Source organism: Photobacterium piscicola (genome assembly GCF_046058925.1).
In the GTDB taxonomy this organism is placed as follows: domain Bacteria; phylum Pseudomonadota; class Gammaproteobacteria; order Enterobacterales; family Vibrionaceae; genus Photobacterium; species Photobacterium piscicola.
Genome location: NZ_CP175535.1, coordinates 541,165 through 560,624, shown reverse-complemented (window position 1 = coordinate 560,624; position 19,460 = coordinate 541,165). Strand labels below are relative to the sequence as shown.

Sequence of the window (19,460 nt, the reverse complement as noted above, 5' to 3'; positions counted from 1 at the left end):
AAGTAACCACTTATAGGCATAAGCCATGCCAATAATTAACATTATGATTTAAATGCAATTTATATCAATAAACAGTCATAAAGACCAAACAGCTCATAGTACTAATGACACCAATACGGTTATAATGACATTATAAATACATGTTATGGGTAAATGAGGAAATAAAACCTAGGTATGTCTAATATTGTTAATAAAAATCATATAGTTAAACATTCAAAACGGGAAATAATAGGATTTTCAACGGCAGCAAAAAAGCTAAAACAAGATATAGAAATAGTCTCTAACAGTGAATTAAATGTTTTAATTCAAGGCGAAACTGGCGTTGGAAAAGAATTAGTTGCCGAAGCTATCCATCAAAAATCAAATCGCTTTTTATCAAATATGGTATATCTCAATTGTGCAGCCTTACCTGAAAATATCGCAGAAAGTGAACTTTTTGGACATATAAAAGGGGCATTTACTGGTGCAATAAATAACAGAATTGGAAAATTTGAACTCGCCAATAAAGGGACTTTATTTTTAGATGAAATTGGCGATTTATCACTAAGATTACAAGCAAAATTATTACGAGTACTACAATATGGTGATATTCAACGGATAGGGGCTGATACCGTATCCCATGTCGATGTCCGTATTATTGCAGCAACTAATGTTGATTTAATCAAAGCAATTGATAACCATACTTTTAGAGAAGATCTCTATCACCGCCTAAATGTTTACCCAATAATAGTGCCAACATTACGCGAAAGAATGACTGATATTTTACCTATCGCTGAATATATTTTAGAAAAAATTAAGCATGAATTAGTTCTTTATAAATTATATTTGACGCCTCACTGTATTCATTTATTAGAAAGCTATAGCTGGCCTGGCAACATACGTGAATTAGAAAATAGCTTATATCGAGCAGCATTAGTGGCTAAATTTGAACAATGTAATAAAGATATCTGCATACATGCTAACAATATTTTAGTGAATAATGAGACAGATCAACCTTTAACTAACGTGCCAATTGAAGAAAATATTAAAGATAATAAAACACATTTATCACTGCGTGAAGCTACTGAGATTTTTCAATATCAATATATAAAGAAAACACTGGCACAACAAAAAGGAAATTGGTCAAAATCAGCATCAGTACTACAAGTTGATTGCAGTAATTTACATCGACTTGCTAATCGATTAGGGCTCAAGGATAAATAAATTATTTGTCCGTCGATATAGAAACAGAAAATATTAAGATTCGCGCTTGAAAATAAAAACAACCTCAAGGATGAGGTTATCCACATAGATTATATTCATAAAAAATAACGCTCTGATTATTCCCTTCCATTGCGACAAAACCCACTTTTTGAAGTAATTTCTTCGAAGCCTCATTTTTTACATCTACACCGCCAATCAGTTTTTCAATCCATTGGTTATCACGACAATATTGAAGCAAACCAATCAGTAATTCACTACCGTAACCTTGATGCCAATGAGATTCAGCTAATAAATAACCTAAATGGGCGGTAGCAACATCTGATTCAGAAAGGAAAACAAAGCCAATAATCGAATCACAACCTTTATGCTTAACTGAGCATAAATGACTTTCTGATAACATTCTCATAAGCCAAGTTTCGGCTTCTGATGTAGTATTAATTTCATGAAAATACGGTGGTAACGATTCGACAACCGAAGCAGAGAGTAAACTAATAATCTCTGATAATAAGGTTGATTTCATTAATTCTGACATCGAATAAAAATCAATATTTACAACCTCAAGTCTGGTTGTCGTAAATGCTAGAGATGTAAATTTAGATTTATTTATCACACTGCCACCATAATGAAACAAAGACTCGACAACTTAACAACACAACTTTGGTACACAACTTTGGACAGCCAAACAACCCAACTTGGGACAGCCAAATATTTTGTTATAAAATAGAGCCCCTAAAAAAATAAACTATTCCATCAACAACAAACTCTTTTACTATAAAAATTACGGCTTGCTATTTATATTCTTTTTTAAATCAATGCTGTTTCCATATTTCAGGATCAACAACGTCTACAATCCTGACGGTTATTGCAGTATTTTTATCTGATTATAAGAAACTATATCTATTTAGGGTGCAACTGATGACTCGCTGATTTCCCTTTGCACCAATGCTCACCTACATGTTGTTTAAATGCACACATTCGGGACCATTTTCCGCTTACATTGGCATAATGTTCCATAAATTGTTCACTATGCTCAAACCAAGCATCAGGAGTTATTCCCAATAGTTGCAAAATCTTTGGTTGGCTAGATGCAATAAATCCTTTTTTATCGTTACGAATACAGCGACCAGTCCAATCAATAAGTTCGAGATAATCAACAAAAGCAAAATTAATCCCTGCTATTTTTGCTTGATGTTCAGCACCAACAAAGGGTAACAATTGAAAGTGGCCTTTATTTGATAGTGATCGTTTAGCGGAGGCTTTCAGTTGCTTATATTCACGAATACGCTGCTGAATTGAAGTAAAATCAGACTGTTCGAGTGATGGTGTAACGCCAGCCCTAATCGGATTTAAATCAACATATATCATGCACGATAATAATGCTTGTTTATCCAGTAGTGCTTGAGATTTAAACCGTCCTTCCCAAAACGCCCCTTTACATTGATCTTCTTTATTGGCTTTGCGGGCGATTTCTTCATTAAGGCAGCGCATAAACCAGCTAATACTGCCTAATCGTTGTTGCCATTCAGCCACTAAATTTGATAATGCTTGTTGTTTATCTGCGCCTATTTGCCCTTCTTTTAAGAAATCGACCGCAATAGGATGACCATTAAATAACTGTAACCAACGCGATATTACCGCTTCTTGAGTTAGCTTTTGTTGTTGCTCTGTATCTATTTTTAGCACCAAATGATAATGGTTACTCATCACCGCATAAGCACAAACATCAATACAAAAAACAGCTGCTAATTGTTTGATTTTATTTACTATCCAACCACGACGATGGTGATAGTTTTTGCCGTTATACGGGTCGTCGCCGCACAAATATGCACGCCGCACACAACGATTAATTACATGATAAAAAGGCGTAATTTGAGGCTCTATCAATTTCCGTCTTGAGATTGTCATTGGCTTTACCATAAGCAACTTGAAGCTTAAGTGTAGTTACTCATGGTTGATGTGCAAGGATATGGCTGTCCTTTATTTTTCTATCACGTGATCGAGCTTAAAAGACATCAATGAAATAGTAATTCTACAACGCGCTGATGGTAGATTCCCTATCGCCCTCGCGGGCATTCACTGTAGGGAATGACGTCAGGTGGTTTGTATTCACTATAGGGAATGACAGTGGGTGGTTCGCATTCATTGTAGGCAATAAATACCGGGGGAAGTTTGATCGTTATAGTAGAAAAATAACGGAGTGGGCAACAACAAAATAACGCCCATAAAAAAAGGCGCTGATAATCAGCGCCTCTTCATTAAATATTATCGAGTAGTGATACTACCGAATTGTAACCTTATTTTTTAAGGTCAAAACGGTCAGCGTTCATTACTTTAACCCATGCATTGATAAAGTCATTAGTGAACTTATCTTCAGCATCAGCACAAGCATATACTTCAGCGATTGCACGTAGTTGAGAGTTAGAACCAAATACTAAGTCAACACGTGTTGCCATCCACTTCTGCTCGCCAGTCTTACGATCAGTACCTGCGAAGATATCTTGGTCAACAGAAGTTGGTTTCCATACTGTTGCCATATCTAGTAAGTTTACAAAGAAATCATTAGTTAATGTTTCTTTACGGTCAGTGAACACACCGAACTCACTACGTTGGTAGTTGGTATCAAGAACACGCATACCACCGATTAGTACTGTCATTTCAGGCGCTGTTAGGGTTAGTAACTGTGCGCGGTCAAGTAGCAATTCTTCCATTGCAACTGTGTATTTTGCTTTTTCAAAGTTGCGGAAGCCATCAGCGATAGGCTCAAGAACAGAGAAAGAATCTACATCAGTTTGTGCTTGTGTTGCGTCAGCACGACCAGGTGTAAACGGTACAGATACATCATTACCTGCTTTTCTAGCAGCCATTTCAATACCAACACCACCAGCAAGTACGATTAAGTCAGCTAGAGACACTTCTTTTGCGAAGTTTGCCTTAATGCTTTCAAGTACAGTTAATACTTTATCAAGCTGAGCTGGTTCGTTCACTTCCCAATCTTTTTGAGGCGCTAAACGAACACGTGCACCGTTAGCACCACCACGCATATCAGAACCACGGAATGTAGATGCTGATGCCCATGCTGTAGATACTAACTCGTGTACAGATAAGCCAGATTCTTCGATTTCAGTTTTTAATGCTGCGATGTCTGCATCATTAACAACATCATATTCAACTGCAGGAATCAGATCTTGCCAGATGAACTCTTGTGTTGGAATTTCAGAACCCAAGTAACGAGCACGAGGACCCATATCACGGTGAGTTAGTTTGAACCAAGCGCGAGCAAATGCTGCAGCGAATTGTTCTGGGTGCTCATAGAAACGACGTGAAATTTCAGCATAAACAGGATCAACACGTAGTGAAATATCTGTTGTTAGCATTGTACCTTTGTGCATACCTTCGCCGAATGCATCTGGGTATTCATCACGGCCGTCTTTAGCGATCCATTGGTGTGCACCTGCTGGGCTCTTCTCTAATTCCCACTCATGGCTAAATAAGCTATGGAAGAAGCCAGTATGGTTCCATTCTGCTGGTGTTGTTGTCCAAGTAACTTCAAGGCCACTTGAAATTGTATCAGCAGCATTACCACTACCGTAGCTTGATGCCCAACCAAAACCTTGTTGTTCGATACCAGCCGCTTCAGGTTCTGCACCAACGTGCGCTGCATCACCAGCACCGTGTGTCTTACCAAATGAGTGACCACCAGCGATCAATGCAACAGTTTCTTCATCATCCATTGCCATACGAGCAAATGTTTGACGAATATCATCAGCAGCAAGTAGTGGATCTGGGTTACCGTCTGGACCTTCTGGGTTTACGTAGATTAGACCCATTTGAACAGCAGCTAATGGATTTTCTAGCTCACGTACTGCATCATCTTTTTCGTAACGAGTATCATCAGCTAACCATGTTTTCTCTTTACCCCAATAAACATCTAGCTCAGGTTCCCAGATATCAACACGACCACCGGCAAAACCGATTGTTTCAAAGCCCATTGATTCTAGTGCAACGTTACCCGTTAGGATAATTAAGTCAGCCCAAGAGATTTTATTGCCGTATTTTTGCTTGATAGGCCAAATTAGACGACGTGCTTTATCAAGGTTAACGTTATCAGGCCAGCTGTTTAGAGGCGCAAAACGTTGGTTACCAGTACTTGCACCGCCACGGCCATCAGAAGTACGGTAAGTACCAGCACTGTGCCAAGCCATACGAACAAAGAAAGGACCATAATGACCAAAGTCTGCAGGCCACCAATCTTGAGAATCAGTCATTAAATCACGAAGATCTTGCTTAACAGCTTCTAGATTTAACGTTTTAAATGCTGCTGCATAATCGAAATCATCACCCATTGGGTTTGATTTAGTATTATGTTGGTGAAGTAAACCTAATTTAAGCTGATTTGGCCACCAATCGCTTGGAGAGGTACCATTACCTGGATTAATTGAAGGATTAACCGCTTGTGTATGATTGAATGGGCACTTTGACATTATTATTATCCTAATTTTTCGTATGATTACTGATAATCATTAAACATCATATTTTGTATAAACATAGCCTAATCAAATAATATAGTAACGTTATTTTTGTGGGTAAATTTAAAATCTAATAAATTAAATTTATCACTGAAGTAAGTGGCTTGTTTATTCGTTAGGTATAATTTATAGCACTTAAAGAATTAAAGACAATACTCCCTATCTATCAATTCAATAGACAATAGTTATCAAAAATAAACACCCCGTATATTTAAAAATTTCATCGCCACCATGAAAAAATTAGCCCCCAATACATGCAGAGCTTAGGTAAACTAACATCTTATAATTAATGGTATTTTTGGATCTCATACCACAAAATACCATTAATATTTGGAAGGAAGATCTATTATTTATAATAATTAGGGATAATAATGAAAAAAACTTGGCTTACAATCGTAGCGTGTTTATTTACAGTGTCGTGTTCAACATCACCAACACCTGATTGTATTTATAATTGTGCACCATCAACGAATATTGGAAATAATAACAACAATAATAATTTCGGTGCACTCACTGAATCACAACGCCAAGCATTACTGAACTACTTTGAAAGCCAAGTTAAAAAACAATGGGGCGACGATAATTATTTACAGGCGGGTAAACACCGTTATGTGAAATATTTTGATGGTTATCGTACCCGTGCACACATTGATTTTGATAACGGCAAAATTTATGTTTCAACGGTAACTCAACATGCACCGCAACACACCCTTAAAAAAGCGATTGAAGAAACATTATTAATGCCCGCAGATCCATCTCAAGTTGACATCTTTAGTGATAAATCCATTCCACTTAATGGTAAACCTTTTTTACTAGGCCAAGTGAAAGATCATCAAAATCAAAATATTCAATGGCCTTGGCGTGCAGGTCAATATGCTGACTACTTAATTGCAAATAAATTGAAGACCCAACAACTCCAACGCGGTACAGCATACTATGTTGAAATTAATATGGTCGCAGATCACCTTGAGCAACGAGAATATCAATATGCTGATCTGATTCGTCAAGCCGCTAAGCGTTACGATATTGATGAAGATCTTATCTACGCTATTGTAAAAACAGAAAGTAGCTTTAATCCTTATGCCGTGAGCCATGCAGGGGCTTATGGATTAATGCAGGTCATTCCTAAAACAGCAGGGGCTGATGTATTTAATCTGGTAAAAAATAAACCTGGGATTCCAACTAAAGAATACTTATTTAATCCAGCCAATAATATAGATACTGGAACAGCGTATTTTTATATTTTAAAAAATCGTTACTTAAAAGAGGTTCAGCACCCCACTACTAAACATTACACTATGATTTCTGCTTATAACGGTGGCACCGGTGGCGTACTGGCAACCTTTGATACCGACAGAAAACAGGCGATGGTGGATCTTAACCAGTTACAACCCAATCAAGTTTACTGGGCGTTAACCAATAAACACCCCAAAGCAGAAGCTCGACGCTACTTAGAGAAAGTACTCAATTTCCAAAAAGAATTTGAAGCAATGTAATGGATAGGATATGACATTACGATAACAATAAACTCATTGTCTATGTATACTGTATAAGCATACCTTTTTGATGTAAGTATTTAGGGATAAAATATGATCATTCTATTAGTACTATTCATTATATCGGCATTAACACTGGTTATTTCACTGCGTTTATGCCGATTTAACGATAGTCCGAACGAACAATCAGTCAATACCACACCAGCGTCACCACCGCCGATATTAGAACAAAAACAACAAATATCGGAACAATTATTATAATCAAAGTTAAACACACACAATGCTCAAGTGTGTGTTTATATAATTTCTCAGCCCAAAGCTATTTCATGATTTTAGCTTAGTTAAGTTCCGCAATTGCAGGGCGAATATAACCGTTATTGCGCTGTAAAAGTGCTTTCGCTGTCTCGCTATCAATCCCTGTTAATACCATCACAATCGCTGTTTTACAGTGGCCATCACATGCATCTAAGGCTACTTCTGCTTGCTCACGATCACATTCCGTCGCTTGCATTACAATCTGCTTTTGACGTTCAACTAATTTAGCGTTGGTCGCTTCTACATCTACCATCAAATTGCCATAAATTTTACCCATTCGAATCATTGCGCCAGTTGTAAGCATATTAAGCACTAACTTTTGGGCAGTGCCCGCTTTCATACGTGATGATCCAGTTACAACTTCAGCCCCCACAACAGGCGTGATCACAATATCAGCAGCAGTCGTCATTGGACTTTGAGGATTACAACTTACACAAGCGACAGTCGCCCCCACAGAACGCGCATACGCCATTGCCCCTAATACATACGGCGTACGTCCACTGGCAGCAATACCAACAAGTACATCTTTGGCAGAAAAATGGATGGCTTTTAAATCATCAGCGCCCATTTCAACATTATCTTCTGCATTTTCAACTGCTTTTAAAATCGCTTGATGGCCACCTGCAATTAAACCGACCACTTGTTCTGGCGCACTGCCATATGTCGGTGGACACTCACTTGCATCAAGAATACCTAAACGGCCAGACGTACCTGCACCAATATAAATTAACCGTCCACCTTGTGAAAATGCAGTAGCGATAGCATCCACAGCTTGAGCAATCGCAGGTAATGTTTGCTCAACAGCCAATGCGACTTTTTTATCTTCATTATTGATAACTTTCAGCATCTCTAACGTTGATAATGTGTCTATCGCTTCACTGGCATTATTGCGGCTTTCAGTAACTAATTTCGTTAAATCAATTTGCATGGTAACGCTCTAAAATCAATAACATTAGTGATAGCATAACGTATTCATGTTGCGATTAAATAATAATTTCACAATCAAGCGACGCCCGAGCAACAGATAAATACAAAATCATCATACTTTTATTTATGGCTATCGATTATGCTAATAGCATCACCTCAATACCAACCAAACCTATGACGATTCTTGCTAATATTGCCAATATCAAATCACAGTTATCACCTAGCGCCCAGAAAATTGCAGCTTTAATATTACAACACCCAAAATCCGTGGTAACGCTGTCATCGCAGCAACTCGCACAGCAAGCTAATGTTGGTCAATCAAGCATCGTTAAATTCACGCAAAAGCTAGGATTTAAAGGGTTTCCAGCGTTCAAAATGGCAATGATTGAAGAATTGGATCGTCAACAAGCCATTGGCAGTGATCCGCAACAGCTACCCAACCAAATTAGCCCCAATGATAGCGTTATTACTCTCGCGCAAAAATTAGCACATCAAAAAACTGATGCCATCATTGAAACGACAAATGCCATCGATGAAGCCTCATTTCACCATATCATTGCGCTATTTACCCAAGCGCAGCGGATTCAATTAATCGGTTTAGGTGATGCTGCAGGGATTGCGAAAGATTTTAGTACTAAATTACTGACACTAGGCATGGCAGTAATTACACAACAAGAGCCCTCACTTCAGATCATCATTACCCGCACACTACAGCCAAGTGATATGTTGTGTGTCATTGGTGAAGAGATCCACCAACCAGAGATCATTCAGGCTACACACCAGGCAACAACGAAAGGTGTACCATTAGTGACCTTAACTTCCCACGACTCCAGCACATTGCGACAAGTTGCACAATTTACACTGGATACCTTAGCGGTAAAGACATCAATGTGTAGTCATACTCAAAAATACAATTATTCAATTGCATTACAAGCAGCACAACAGACCTTAACCGATCTATTATTTATGGCTCTCGCGCAACAATCGCTTAAAAACTCGCCAACGAATAATCTTTAATCGTTTTTAAAATCAGCACTACGCTATTTTTTTGTTAAAAACGCGAAAGTTATGCATTTATAACCATGAAAATACGAAAAAAGAATGGAACCACAGACATTGCGAAATGTCACACTGTATAATGGCTTTCATAAATAACGCTCCAGCGATAACAAAAATAAAAGTAAAACACCATTTTTACGAATAACCGCTGCTGGATTTATCTTTCATGACTACGGATAGAAACTGAATAAGTAATGACTCAAGATACCCCCCAAACAACCCCAGTTGCCCATAAAAAAAAGACCGTAAAAAAAATGGCCTTATGGGCAATGATCGCATTCTTAACGCCCATCATCACCGTATCTGGCGTATTAGCTTATGGCGTTAAACTTGATCTGAGCTCACATCGAAATGAAATTAATCAATGGCTAACCAAGACCCTTGATAGAAAAACAGATATCAAAGGAAATATGGCTGTCACCCTGTCATTTAGCCCAGAGATTGAATTAAGTGATGTTACCATTGCGAATTTAACATCAATGCCATGGCAGCCCATGCTAAAATCAGGCTATATTGCAGCCAAAATTTCAGTATTGCCATTATTAAAAAACACACTGAAAATTGATTACATTAACCTTAAAGATATCTCATTAAACTTACTACGAGATCAACAAGGTAATGAGAATTGGTTGTTTAATCAGCCGACTACATCACCCAAAAACACCCAATCATCGTCACTTAAATTAATTTTAAGTAACAATATTACCGCAGACAAAATTCGTCTTAATTATGAAGACCAAGTTAAAGGAACCTATTACAGTGGTTATCTTGATCACCTTGCGCTAACCAAACCAGATAAATGGTTATTAGTCGCTAAAGGCGATGCTATGGGCAGTGAATATAACCTTTCACTGACGGGCGATTTACAAAAACTAATCAATAATCAACATGGTCAATTATTTGCCAAAGGCAGCTTTGCAGGTGCTGAAGTCGATATTGATGCCAACATAACCCCATTTAGTAGTGGTGATGATTCAACGGCTAATATCAGTTTACAGTGGAAAAATACTAACCAAATTTCAAACCTCTTAGATCTTGATTTAAAGCATGTTGCCCCTTTATCGATGACTACTGAACTCAGTGCATCCAATAAAGGTATTGCTTTTGAAAATATTCAAGTACACAGCCCTATTACCTCTGCTGAGGGATATATTAATGTTCGTTTTGCGCAAAATGCTCAACAGCTAAACATTATTAATGGCAAGTTAGATATTCCCATTATTGATCTTCGTCCATGGTTACAACCTCAGCCACAAATGATGCGTGGCACAATGTATGCGGCAGCACCACCACCGTCACCATTACAAAAAGCATTAGATCAATGGTTAGTAAAAACCCAAACTCATTTCGCCTTAACCATTGGTAAAATCAAAGGTCTTGGTACGCCTGTTAACACGATTTCACTTAACATTGATGGTGAAAAAGGCAAATTATCTGCACCAATGGCAGCCAATATTGCTGATGTTGCTTTTAAAGGCAATGCCCGTATTAATGCAACGCAATGGACATCAAAAGTAGATGTTACGTTAGGCGCTAAAGATTCACCATTAGGTGAAATGGCTGGTTGGATTTCAGGCTTACCCAATGCAACGGGACACCTTAAAAATGCGCAACTGAAACTCACAACGGAAGGTACTAAATTACAACAATGGTTAGATAACAGTCAGCTAGGACTTACTATCAGTCATGCTAATGTCAATTGGGGGGCAAAAGCGTCATTTGCCATTGATAAAGCACAATTACATTCCGGAATGTCACAGCCGTTCAGCTCAAATATTAACGGTAAAATCATGGATATTCCGGTCAAGATTACTGCCAAAGCGGGCACATTAGCCGATATTATTAATCATCGCACTTGGACACCATCACTGCACTTCTCAAGTCCAGTTTTAGATATAAAAGCACAAGGTAAGTTAGTCAATACTGACTGGCAGCAAGGCAGTTGGTTTGACATTAACGTTCACAGTAATGACGTTGGAAAACTAAGTCCATGGCTCAATACTCGTGAAACCATGCACGGTAAACTTAATTTCAAAGGTAAGCTAACCAATAACGGTCAATGGCTGGATCTTGATATTCCTGATATCACGCTACTTAACAGTCAGGGTAAATTAAATTTACAGTGGCAATCTTTACACGATCAGCCATTTTTAAAATTAAATAGCCAATTCAATACACTTGATTTTACTCAATTAAGTCAGTTTATTAATAAGACCAGCTTACCTAAAGTAGAACAAACGGTCCCTACCCAAGGCGTTAATCTTGATGTGCCTATTCTGAGTAACAAAATTATCATTGCAGATGCCGATGTGAATTTACGTGTTAATAAAATGCTGTGGGCACAACAGCAAGTTGATGATATGGCATTTAAAGGTCAAATCCGTAACGGTAAACTCAGTACATCACCGTTTAGTGCGCGTTATGCAGGCAGTGTTTATAACGGTGATATTGCCTTTGATATTAATAATCAAACCATTAACTCACAGCTACATTTAGCGGTAAACAAACCTAATATTGGCCGTATTTTACATCAATTTAATATCGTCAATAATCTCGGTATGAGCTTAGATAGTGCCAAACTTACTGTTTCATTATCAGGTCGAACATTGTTAGAGTTAATGGAACAAGCAAAGATAGATGCTCAACTCAATGGTGGTAAATTAAGCCTATCAGACAGCTACACTGGTAAAGCATTTGATATCGCATTGAACCAAGGCCACTTTATTACAGGGCCGAATACGGCGACTCATCTTACCCTTGATGGACAAGCGGCCAATAAACCCGTAGCAATCACGCTTAATTCAGTATCATTGAAGCAAGCCAATGATGGCCGTAAGTCAATTCCAGTTAAACTAAATGCCAATATTGGTGACATTACGTTTGATGCTCAATCACAGGTTGTATTACCGATTGATCCTAAAAAACTGAATCTAATCTTTGAGGCAACGACCCCAAACTTAAACCGCTTTGATGATTTCACTGGCATAAAATTACCCCCTTATGGACCCGTAAAAGTCGCCGCATCATTATCAATGGATAATATCGGTTACCATCTGCGTGACATGTTAATCAAGGTTGGTAGCAGCACCCTTAAAGGCCATGGTGACTTTTTACCACCGCTTAAAGGTGATGGTCGTCATCGTCCTGATATTAAATTGGCACTTAATGCACCGTTTATACAGATCAACGATTTCAAGCTCAAAAATTGGCAAGCATGGTTACCTGCTAACCAAAAAAACCATAAGCTTACCGTTAAAGATCAGCCCGTAAATGTTATTAGTCCGCAGGGATTAAATTTATTCAATGCTGATTTTAAACTAAACGTAGGCAATGTACGTTCAGGTAAAGATTGGCTAGGTGCAGGTCAATTGGATTGGACCTTACATAATGGTCTATTAACGCTGAAACCATTACATATTCAATTACCCGGTGGTGATATCAATATTGATGGTTCTGTTGCGCCTAAAGGTGATAAATTTGCTATCAAACTCAATGGACTGGTGAAGAATTTTGATTACGGCATTATCGCCCGCCGTATCGATCCTAAAACTGATATGCACGGTAAGATCAGTGCTAAATTTGATTTAAGCAGTGTTGCTAATACACCAGAAAGCTTAATGAATAATGCCAATGGTTTTATTGGGTTTGCGGCATGGCCTAAAGCCTATCAAGCTAATCTTATCGATCTGTGGGCGGTGAGTTTAGCTGATGCCGTATTACCCACCTTTACCACCAAAGATAACTCGGTACTTAACTGCGTTGCTGGCGGATTTAATATCCATAATGGCGATATGAAACAACGTGATTTATTACTTGATACCTCACGCATTCAAGTACATGGCGCATTTGATGCCAGTTATAAGAAACATGACTTTAACTTGTATCTATCACCACGATCTAAAAGAGCACAAATATTTAGCCTTCAAACCCCTGTAGAAGTGCATGGCACGTTTGAGAAGTTTAATCTTGAAATACCGCTCTCTGCCATTTTTGAGACCTCAATACGGTTTACAACCAGCCCTGTCGTCGCCCCTTTACAATGGCTATTTGAAAAACCTATTGCAGCAAATGGGAGCGCGGAATGCCAGCGAATTTGGCAGGCCCAATAAATTGTTAACCTAAAAAATACTCAATACTTAACATTAAAAGATGGATTTATAATCCATCTTTTTTTTATTTTGTTGTTTTAGAATAAAGAATCCCAATCTTTACTATGATGTAATAAAGACATCAAATATATTGTCATTCCATCATCAGCATCGACTAGGTTATTATGAATTCAAAACTCGATAATGTACTACTTAACATAGCCCTTAACCTCAGCGCTAACCTTGCGAGTAAACAGCATTATCAACATCTCATTGATGGTATCGATCAAGTCTTTCCCTGTGATGCCAGTGCACTCTTTATATTGGATAAAGAAGGTCTATTAACACCGGTTGCGGTTAAAGGTTTATCCCCTGCCGTATTAGGACGACGCTTTTACCCTCAAGCCCATCCGCGTTTAGAAGCAATTATGGCCAGTAAACAACCGGTCCGGTTTGATGCCGATTCACCATTGCCCGATCCTTTTGATGGCATTTTACTTAATGAACAACAACCCATTGATATTCATGATTGTTTAGGTTGCAGCTTGTATGTCGAAGGTCAATTAGTTGGAGTATTAACGTTAGATTCCTTAACCGTTGGCGCATTTGATGACATTGAAACCGTTGCTATTGAAACCTTTGCCGCTTTAGCAGCGGCAACATTACGTAATATTGCTCAATTTAATGCACTTAAAGATCAAAATAAAAAGCAAAAATCACTAACAAATACACTGATCCAACAAGCACGTTTACAACAAGGTGAAATGGTCGGAATCAGTGCCGTTATGCAACGATTACGAACTAATATTGCCACCGTTGCAAAGTCTGATTATGCAGTGCTTATTAGTGGTGAAACAGGAACGGGTAAAGAACTGGTCGCTCATGCTATTCATGCTCAATCTGCACGTGCTGATACACCAATGATTTATATTAACTGTGCCGCATTGCCAGAAGGATTAGCGGAAAGTGAGTTATTTGGTCATGTAAAAGGGGCATTCACCGGCGCAAATAGTCATCGAGCAGGTAAATTTGAATTAGCTGATGGTGGAACATTATTTTTAGATGAAATTGGCGAATTACCTTTAATTTTACAAGCAAAACTATTACGGGTGATCCAGCAAGGTGAATTACAACGTGTCGGCAGCGATCAACATTTACACGTTAATGTACGGATTATCGCCGCAACTAACCGACAATTAGAGACAGAAGTCGAACTTGGTCACTTTCGTGCCGATTTATATCACCGCCTTAATGTCTTTCCTATCTTTGTGCCTTCCCTACGTGAACGTCATGATGATATTCCCGTACTCGCTGGTTATTTACTTGAAAAAGTGCGCCATCAATTTAATATCCCTAATCTACATATTCATCCAAAAGTATTAAGTATGCTTGAAGCGAAGTCATGGCCGGGTAATATTCGTGAATTAGAACATACACTTACCCGAGCAGCATTACGTGCCATACAAGATGAACAAAAGACCATAACTAATCAATATTTTGATTTACCACCAACCACTGATGTTAAAAACACATCGCGATTTTTCCCTGAACAATCACAACCAATGCGGCAATTAGTTGAAGATTATCAAAAACAGTTAATTGAACACACGCTTGAAAAAACAAACAAAAATTGGTCAAAATCGGCAGAATTTTTACAAATGGATCGCGGTAATCTCTACCGAATGGGGAAAAAATTAGGTATTAAATAACAACGCCACCAAACCAACGATGTCATATTCACAACAGTTATGATGTATTTATAACATCATCGATAAATAAAAATATAAAAAAATCAATTAAAAACAATAATATAAAAAGTGGCACGGTTAATGCTATATGGCGAGGAGATAATATTTATAATTAGATAATCAAACGCTGGAGCTTTTTCATGTTTTGTATTCAATGCGAACAGACAATAGAAACACCCATTAAAAAAGGCTGTTCTTACGCCGCAGGTATGTGTGGTAAAACGGCTGAAATTTCAGATCTACAAGATGTGTTAGTTTATACCTTGCAAGGGGTATCATACTGGGCGGATCTTGCACAAAAGTTTGATATTGTTGATGATGAAATTAACCATTGGGCACCACGTGCATTCTTCTCGACCTTAACCAATGTTAACTTTGATCGTGATCGCATTCTAGCGCTAACAAACCTTGCTGCAAGTTATAAGGCACGTTTAACACAAGCCGTAACAGCAGCAATGACACTGACACAACAGCCATTACCGACCCTACCCGCAGTGGCTACATTTGAATTACCCGATAATATTGACGCTATCTTAGCGTTAGCGCCACAAGTTGCCGTTAACCGCGGTTATGAAACTATCAATGAAGATGTGATTGGCTTACGTTTATTGTGTTTATATGGCCTAAAAGGCGCAGCGGCTTACATGGAGCATGCGCGTGTATTAGATCAAACTGATAATGCTATTTATGCACAATATCATCACATCATGGGCTGGTTAGGTACAGATCCTACTGATCTAAATGCATTACTTGAGTGTTCAATGGAAATTGGTCTGATGAACTACAAAGTAATGGAAATGCTTGATTTAGGCGAAACCAATACTTTTGGTCATCCAGAGCCTAGCCAAGTAAACGTTAAACCAATTCAAGGTAAATGTATTTTAGTTTCAGGTCATGACTTGCACGATCTTGAAAAGATCCTGCAACAAACTGAAGGCAAAAATATTAACGTTTATACCAATGGTGAAATGTTACCTGCCCACAGCTACCCTGAACTGAAGAAATACCCTCACTTAGTGGGTAACTACGGTAGTGCTTGGCAGAACCAACAGATTGAATTTGCCAATTTCCCTGGCGCCATTGTGATGACATCAAACTGCCTAATTAACCCTAATGTAGGTCAATATGCAGATCGTATCTTTACACGTAGTATCGTGGCATGGCCTGGTGTGGCGCATATTGAAGGTGATGATTTCACTAAAGTTATTGATTGTGCATTAGCATTAGATGGCTTTCAGCACACTGAAATCGAACATATGATCACGGTTGGCTTTGGTCGTAATGCGCTAATGGCAGCCGCTCCTGCTGTTATTGATCAAGTTAAACAAGGTAATATTAGTCACTTCTTCCTTGTTGGTGGTTGTGACGGTGATAAAGCAGAACGTAGTTACTTTACTGATTTTGCAGCACAAGTTCCTCAAGATTCACTAATCTTAACCTTAGCTTGTGGTAAGTACCGCTTTAATAAAAATAACTTTGGCGACATTAACGGTATTCCACGTTTACTCGATGTAGGCCAATGTAATGATGCTTATTCAGCAATTCAGTTAGCCCTCGCATTAGCGAAAGAGTTCGATTGTGGTATTAACGAATTACCACTGACATTAGTGTTATCTTGGTTTGAGCAAAAAGCGATTGTGATTCTACTGACCTTGTTTGCACTAGGCGTTAAAGGTATTTATACCGGTCCAACAGCGCCTGCATTTTTAACCGATAACCTGCTGGCTATTATTGCTGAAAAATTCGATATGCGTCCGATCTCAACCCCTGAGGCAGATCTTAAAACTATCTTAGGCGCGTAATCTTACACGTATAGTATTGACGTATAACATTATTGCCCCTGTTGTTTATATAAATAATAGGGGCTTTATTCATTCATTTCGATTTTTTATAGGCATGATAATGTTAGAAAAATGGCACAATCACCAACCAGAAACCTTTGTTTGTATTAATAAATGGCAACAAACACCAGACACTGTAACCATCGAATTACAACCTCAGGTTGGTGCCAAAGCCATTGATTTTAAACCGGGACAATTTGTAAGTTTAGGCATTCATATTGGTGATGAATTACTTTTTCGAGCCTATTCCATTAGTTCAACACCGCTGCAATCAACCTTAGAACTCACGATTAAACGGGTGGATGGCGGCAAAGTATCAACTTACCTTGTTAACACTCTGACCATTGGCGATAAAGTACAATTATTAAAGCCAACAGGAGAATTTAACTGTGTTGATCACCCGCCAGAAAATCAAAGTGTATTATTGATCAGTGCAGGTTGCGGCATTACCCCTGTCTATTCCATGGCAAAATATTGGCTTGAACATAACGCGAATATTGATATTTGCTTTATTCATGTTGCCAAAAGCGCCCCACAGACACTCTTTTTAGATCAACTGATTCAATTAAATCATGATCATCATCACTTCAATTTACAGTTACTCTTAAAAGATAAAGCAAACACAGAGTTTCACCAAGGTCGATTAGATAAAATATGGCTAGAACAGCTTACGCCTAACTTACATCAACGAACGGTTTATTTATGCGGCCCTGAAGGGTTTATGGAAGATGTCAGTCAATATTTACAACAACTTGAATTTAATATGGCGCAATTTTTTCAAGAAAGCTTTACACCTATTGCCGCACCAGTCGCTGAAGTAACCACGCTAACTGCAGAAACAGCCACAACCGAATTAACCTTAACTGTTCCTGCTTTTGGCAAAACAGTAACGGTTAATCATGGTGATAACTTAGCAACCGCACTTGAAAATGCAGGGCTGCCAATTCTTGTTGCTTGTCGCAGTGGCGTTTGTGGCTCATGTCGTTGTAAAGTGACACCAAACAGCGTCAACTCCAGTAGTGATATGACATTAACAGCTGCAGATATTGAACAAGGCTATGTTCTTGCTTGTTCATCAACCTTACTTGATAGCACTGACGTGAGTTTTTAGTAATAGCGAGTACCGCTAAATAAAAACCCGCATATTCGCTCTCTATTTAATCGTAAAGATAGAGAGTAAATGCAGGTTTTTTATTATCTATTATTTGCAAATAAGGTTAAATTTCTTTCATCGCTGAAACGACTGATGGATCATTAATCAAGTTAAATAATAGGCTTTTAGCCGCTGTTCTCTGCGCATCAGACAACACTTTCTTTGGATTTTCTCGCGATTGAATCAGAATATTTGTAATGAATTTGCTGTTTGTGCCAGACAACTCATAAACAAAACGTAGCGTATCAAGCAATTCAGCCTGCGGTAAACTATAAACAGCCATTTCACAGCTAAGACCATCCATCGCAAGGAAGTTATTCACTACCGCCTTACGCTCAGCCTTAAATATTTCTTTTGCTTTAAACCCATCAATAAGTGCTTGCACTCTTTCAGCGATAGCAACAGGTACTTCCATTGTTTTAGTTTCATAAGTCATTATTGCTTCCCCTGTTTGTGTTCAGTTCTTTTATTAATATACTATTTGTATATCCCATAAGCACGAACGATTATGAATACTCCAAATCATAGTGTTATATTAGGCTTTGTTCTAAAAACTAACACACAAAATCAATCAATAATTGATACAAACAGCCATTGTTTTAATATTTTGTGATTAAGTTTTTTTAAAAAAAGACAAAAAGATGTGTACATCAGCAACACAGCTGCTATTATCCGTCTCGCTCTGTTGTTTAAGAGTTATTAAATGCAACACCAAGTAACAGTTAAACTAAAAGCTACAGTGACGTTTTCGTTTTGTATCTCTGTGTTTCCCTTGTATTGGCAGTAACATTAATAATTTAACCACGTAGCACATCGCATTTTAGCGGTTAATTAATCTCAACTAATAAGGGACATCTCATGTCTAACAAAACAACTGGTCTAGTAAAATGGTTTAACGAAGAGAAAGGTTTTGGTTTCATTACTCAAGACAACGGCGGCGCTGACGTATTCGTTCACTTCCGTGCTATCGCTTCTGAAGGTTTCAAAACTCTTGCTGAAGGCCAAAAAGTGTCTTTTGAAGTAGAGCAAGGCCAAAAAGGTCTTCAAGCTGCAAACGTTGTAGCTCTATAATTTATCTTTTTTGATAAATGAAAAAAATGCTGG

General features: G+C 38.2%; 14 protein-coding genes. 9 read left to right on the top strand and 5 right to left on the bottom strand.

Going from position 1 to position 19,460, the window contains the following annotated elements; genetic code table 11:
• Nucleotides 1-174: 174 nt before the first annotated feature.
• On the top strand, nt 175-1,203 hold the full coding sequence (locus ACJZU6_RS17155) for a sigma 54-interacting transcriptional regulator (RefSeq protein ID WP_408901488.1): 1,029 nt from the start codon (nt 175-177) through the stop codon (nt 1,201-1,203).
• Between the two features lie 76 nt (nt 1,204-1,279).
• On the opposite strand, the gene ACJZU6_RS17150 is transcribed toward ACJZU6_RS17155, so the two are convergent.
• The 3 genes from ACJZU6_RS17150 to katG form a co-directional block, all read right to left on the bottom strand.
• Nucleotides 1,280-1,813: a GNAT family N-acetyltransferase gene (locus tag ACJZU6_RS17150; protein WP_408901487.1), complete on the bottom strand. Its 534-nt coding sequence runs from the start codon at nt 1,811-1,813 to the stop codon at nt 1,280-1,282.
• A gap of 287 nt (nt 1,814-2,100) precedes the next feature.
• On the bottom strand, nt 2,101-3,108 hold the full coding sequence (locus ACJZU6_RS17145) for a transposase (protein ID WP_408901486.1): 1,008 nt from the start codon (nt 3,106-3,108) through the stop codon (nt 2,101-2,103).
• Nucleotides 3,109-3,497: 389 nt separating this feature from the next.
• Nucleotides 3,498-5,684: a catalase/peroxidase HPI gene (gene katG, locus ACJZU6_RS17140; protein ID WP_408901485.1), complete on the bottom strand. Its 2,187-nt coding sequence runs from the start codon at nt 5,682-5,684 to the stop codon at nt 3,498-3,500.
• A 416-nt stretch (nt 5,685-6,100) separates the two neighbouring features.
• Here katG and mltC point away from each other — a divergent pair, with 416 nt between their 5' ends.
• Complete coding sequence (mltC, locus tag ACJZU6_RS17135; RefSeq protein WP_327769781.1) at nt 6,101-7,225, top strand: membrane-bound lytic murein transglycosylase MltC; 1,125 nt, start codon at nt 6,101-6,103, stop codon at nt 7,223-7,225.
• 93 nt (nt 7,226-7,318) lie between these two features.
• Complete coding sequence (locus ACJZU6_RS17130) at nt 7,319-7,486, top strand: hypothetical protein (protein ID WP_159447936.1); 168 nt, start codon at nt 7,319-7,321, stop codon at nt 7,484-7,486.
• A gap of 76 nt (nt 7,487-7,562) precedes the next feature.
• Here the strand turns inward: ACJZU6_RS17130 and murQ are convergent, their stop codons facing one another.
• On the bottom strand, nt 7,563-8,468 hold the full coding sequence (gene murQ / locus ACJZU6_RS17125) for an N-acetylmuramic acid 6-phosphate etherase (protein ID WP_327769780.1): 906 nt from the start codon (nt 8,466-8,468) through the stop codon (nt 7,563-7,565).
• 125 nt (nt 8,469-8,593) lie between these two features.
• On the opposite strand from murQ, the gene ACJZU6_RS17120 reads away from it, so the two are divergent.
• The 5 genes from ACJZU6_RS17120 to ACJZU6_RS17100 all read left to right on the top strand — a co-directional run bounded on the left by ACJZU6_RS17120 (nt 8,594) and on the right by ACJZU6_RS17100 (nt 18,314).
• Nucleotides 8,594-9,484 carry a MurR/RpiR family transcriptional regulator gene (locus ACJZU6_RS17120; RefSeq protein ID WP_327779502.1) on the top strand — a complete coding sequence of 297 codons (891 nt, stop codon included), beginning with the start codon at nt 8,594-8,596 and terminating at the stop codon, nt 9,482-9,484.
• 236 nt (nt 9,485-9,720) lie between these two features.
• Nucleotides 9,721-13,635: an AsmA family protein gene (locus ACJZU6_RS17115; protein WP_408901484.1), complete on the top strand. Its 3,915-nt coding sequence runs from the start codon at nt 9,721-9,723 to the stop codon at nt 13,633-13,635.
• Nucleotides 13,636-13,799: 164 nt separating this feature from the next.
• The gene (gene norR / locus ACJZU6_RS17110) at nt 13,800-15,323 is read left to right on the top strand and encodes a nitric oxide reductase transcriptional regulator NorR (protein ID WP_408901483.1); all 1,524 of its coding nucleotides are present in this window, start codon (nt 13,800-13,802) and stop codon (nt 15,321-15,323) included.
• A gap of 179 nt (nt 15,324-15,502) precedes the next feature.
• Nucleotides 15,503-17,164 (top strand): hydroxylamine reductase, encoded by a 1,662-nt coding sequence (hcp, locus tag ACJZU6_RS17105; RefSeq protein ID WP_408901482.1) that lies wholly within the window; start codon nt 15,503-15,505, stop codon nt 17,162-17,164.
• 100 nt (nt 17,165-17,264) lie between these two features.
• The gene (locus ACJZU6_RS17100; RefSeq protein ID WP_408901481.1) at nt 17,265-18,314 is read left to right on the top strand and encodes a 2Fe-2S iron-sulfur cluster-binding protein; all 1,050 of its coding nucleotides are present in this window, start codon (nt 17,265-17,267) and stop codon (nt 18,312-18,314) included.
• A gap of 106 nt (nt 18,315-18,420) precedes the next feature.
• On the opposite strand, the gene ACJZU6_RS17095 is transcribed toward ACJZU6_RS17100, so the two are convergent.
• A complete protein-coding gene (locus ACJZU6_RS17095) occupies nt 18,421-18,792 on the bottom strand; it encodes a hypothetical protein (protein ID WP_080156360.1) in 372 nt (123 codons plus the stop codon).
• 422 nt (nt 18,793-19,214) lie between these two features.
• On the opposite strand from ACJZU6_RS17095, the gene ACJZU6_RS17090 reads away from it, so the two are divergent.
• Nucleotides 19,215-19,427 (top strand): cold-shock protein, encoded by a 213-nt coding sequence (locus tag ACJZU6_RS17090; protein WP_005372751.1) that lies wholly within the window; start codon nt 19,215-19,217, stop codon nt 19,425-19,427.
• The last annotated feature ends 33 nt before the right edge of the window (nt 19,428-19,460 follow it).

Excerpts from the sequence above, each read along its gene's own strand:
- ACJZU6_RS17090 (WP_005372751.1), top strand. The coding sequence starts at position 19,215 with ATGTCTAACAAAACAACTGGTCTAGTAAAATGGTTTAACGAAGAGAAA.
- murQ (WP_327769780.1), bottom strand. The coding sequence starts at position 8,468 with ATGCAAATTGATTTAACGAAATTAGTTACTGAAAGCCGCAATAATGCC.
- ACJZU6_RS17120 (WP_327779502.1), top strand. The coding sequence starts at position 8,594 with ATGGCTATCGATTATGCTAATAGCATCACCTCAATACCAACCAAACCT.
- ACJZU6_RS17095 (WP_080156360.1), bottom strand. The coding sequence starts at position 18,792 with ATGACTTATGAAACTAAAACAATGGAAGTACCTGTTGCTATCGCTGAA.
- ACJZU6_RS17100 (WP_408901481.1), top strand. The coding sequence starts at position 17,265 with ATGTTAGAAAAATGGCACAATCACCAACCAGAAACCTTTGTTTGTATT.
- ACJZU6_RS17155 (WP_408901488.1), top strand. The coding sequence starts at position 175 with ATGTCTAATATTGTTAATAAAAATCATATAGTTAAACATTCAAAACGG.
- ACJZU6_RS17130 (WP_159447936.1), top strand. The coding sequence starts at position 7,319 with ATGATCATTCTATTAGTACTATTCATTATATCGGCATTAACACTGGTT.
- norR (WP_408901483.1), top strand. The coding sequence starts at position 13,800 with ATGAATTCAAAACTCGATAATGTACTACTTAACATAGCCCTTAACCTC.
- mltC (WP_327769781.1), top strand. The coding sequence starts at position 6,101 with ATGAAAAAAACTTGGCTTACAATCGTAGCGTGTTTATTTACAGTGTCG.
- katG (WP_408901485.1), bottom strand. The coding sequence starts at position 5,684 with ATGTCAAAGTGCCCATTCAATCATACACAAGCGGTTAATCCTTCAATT.
- hcp (WP_408901482.1), top strand. The coding sequence starts at position 15,503 with ATGTTTTGTATTCAATGCGAACAGACAATAGAAACACCCATTAAAAAA.
- ACJZU6_RS17115 (WP_408901484.1), top strand. The coding sequence starts at position 9,721 with ATGACTCAAGATACCCCCCAAACAACCCCAGTTGCCCATAAAAAAAAG.
- ACJZU6_RS17145 (WP_408901486.1), bottom strand. The coding sequence starts at position 3,108 with ATGACAATCTCAAGACGGAAATTGATAGAGCCTCAAATTACGCCTTTT.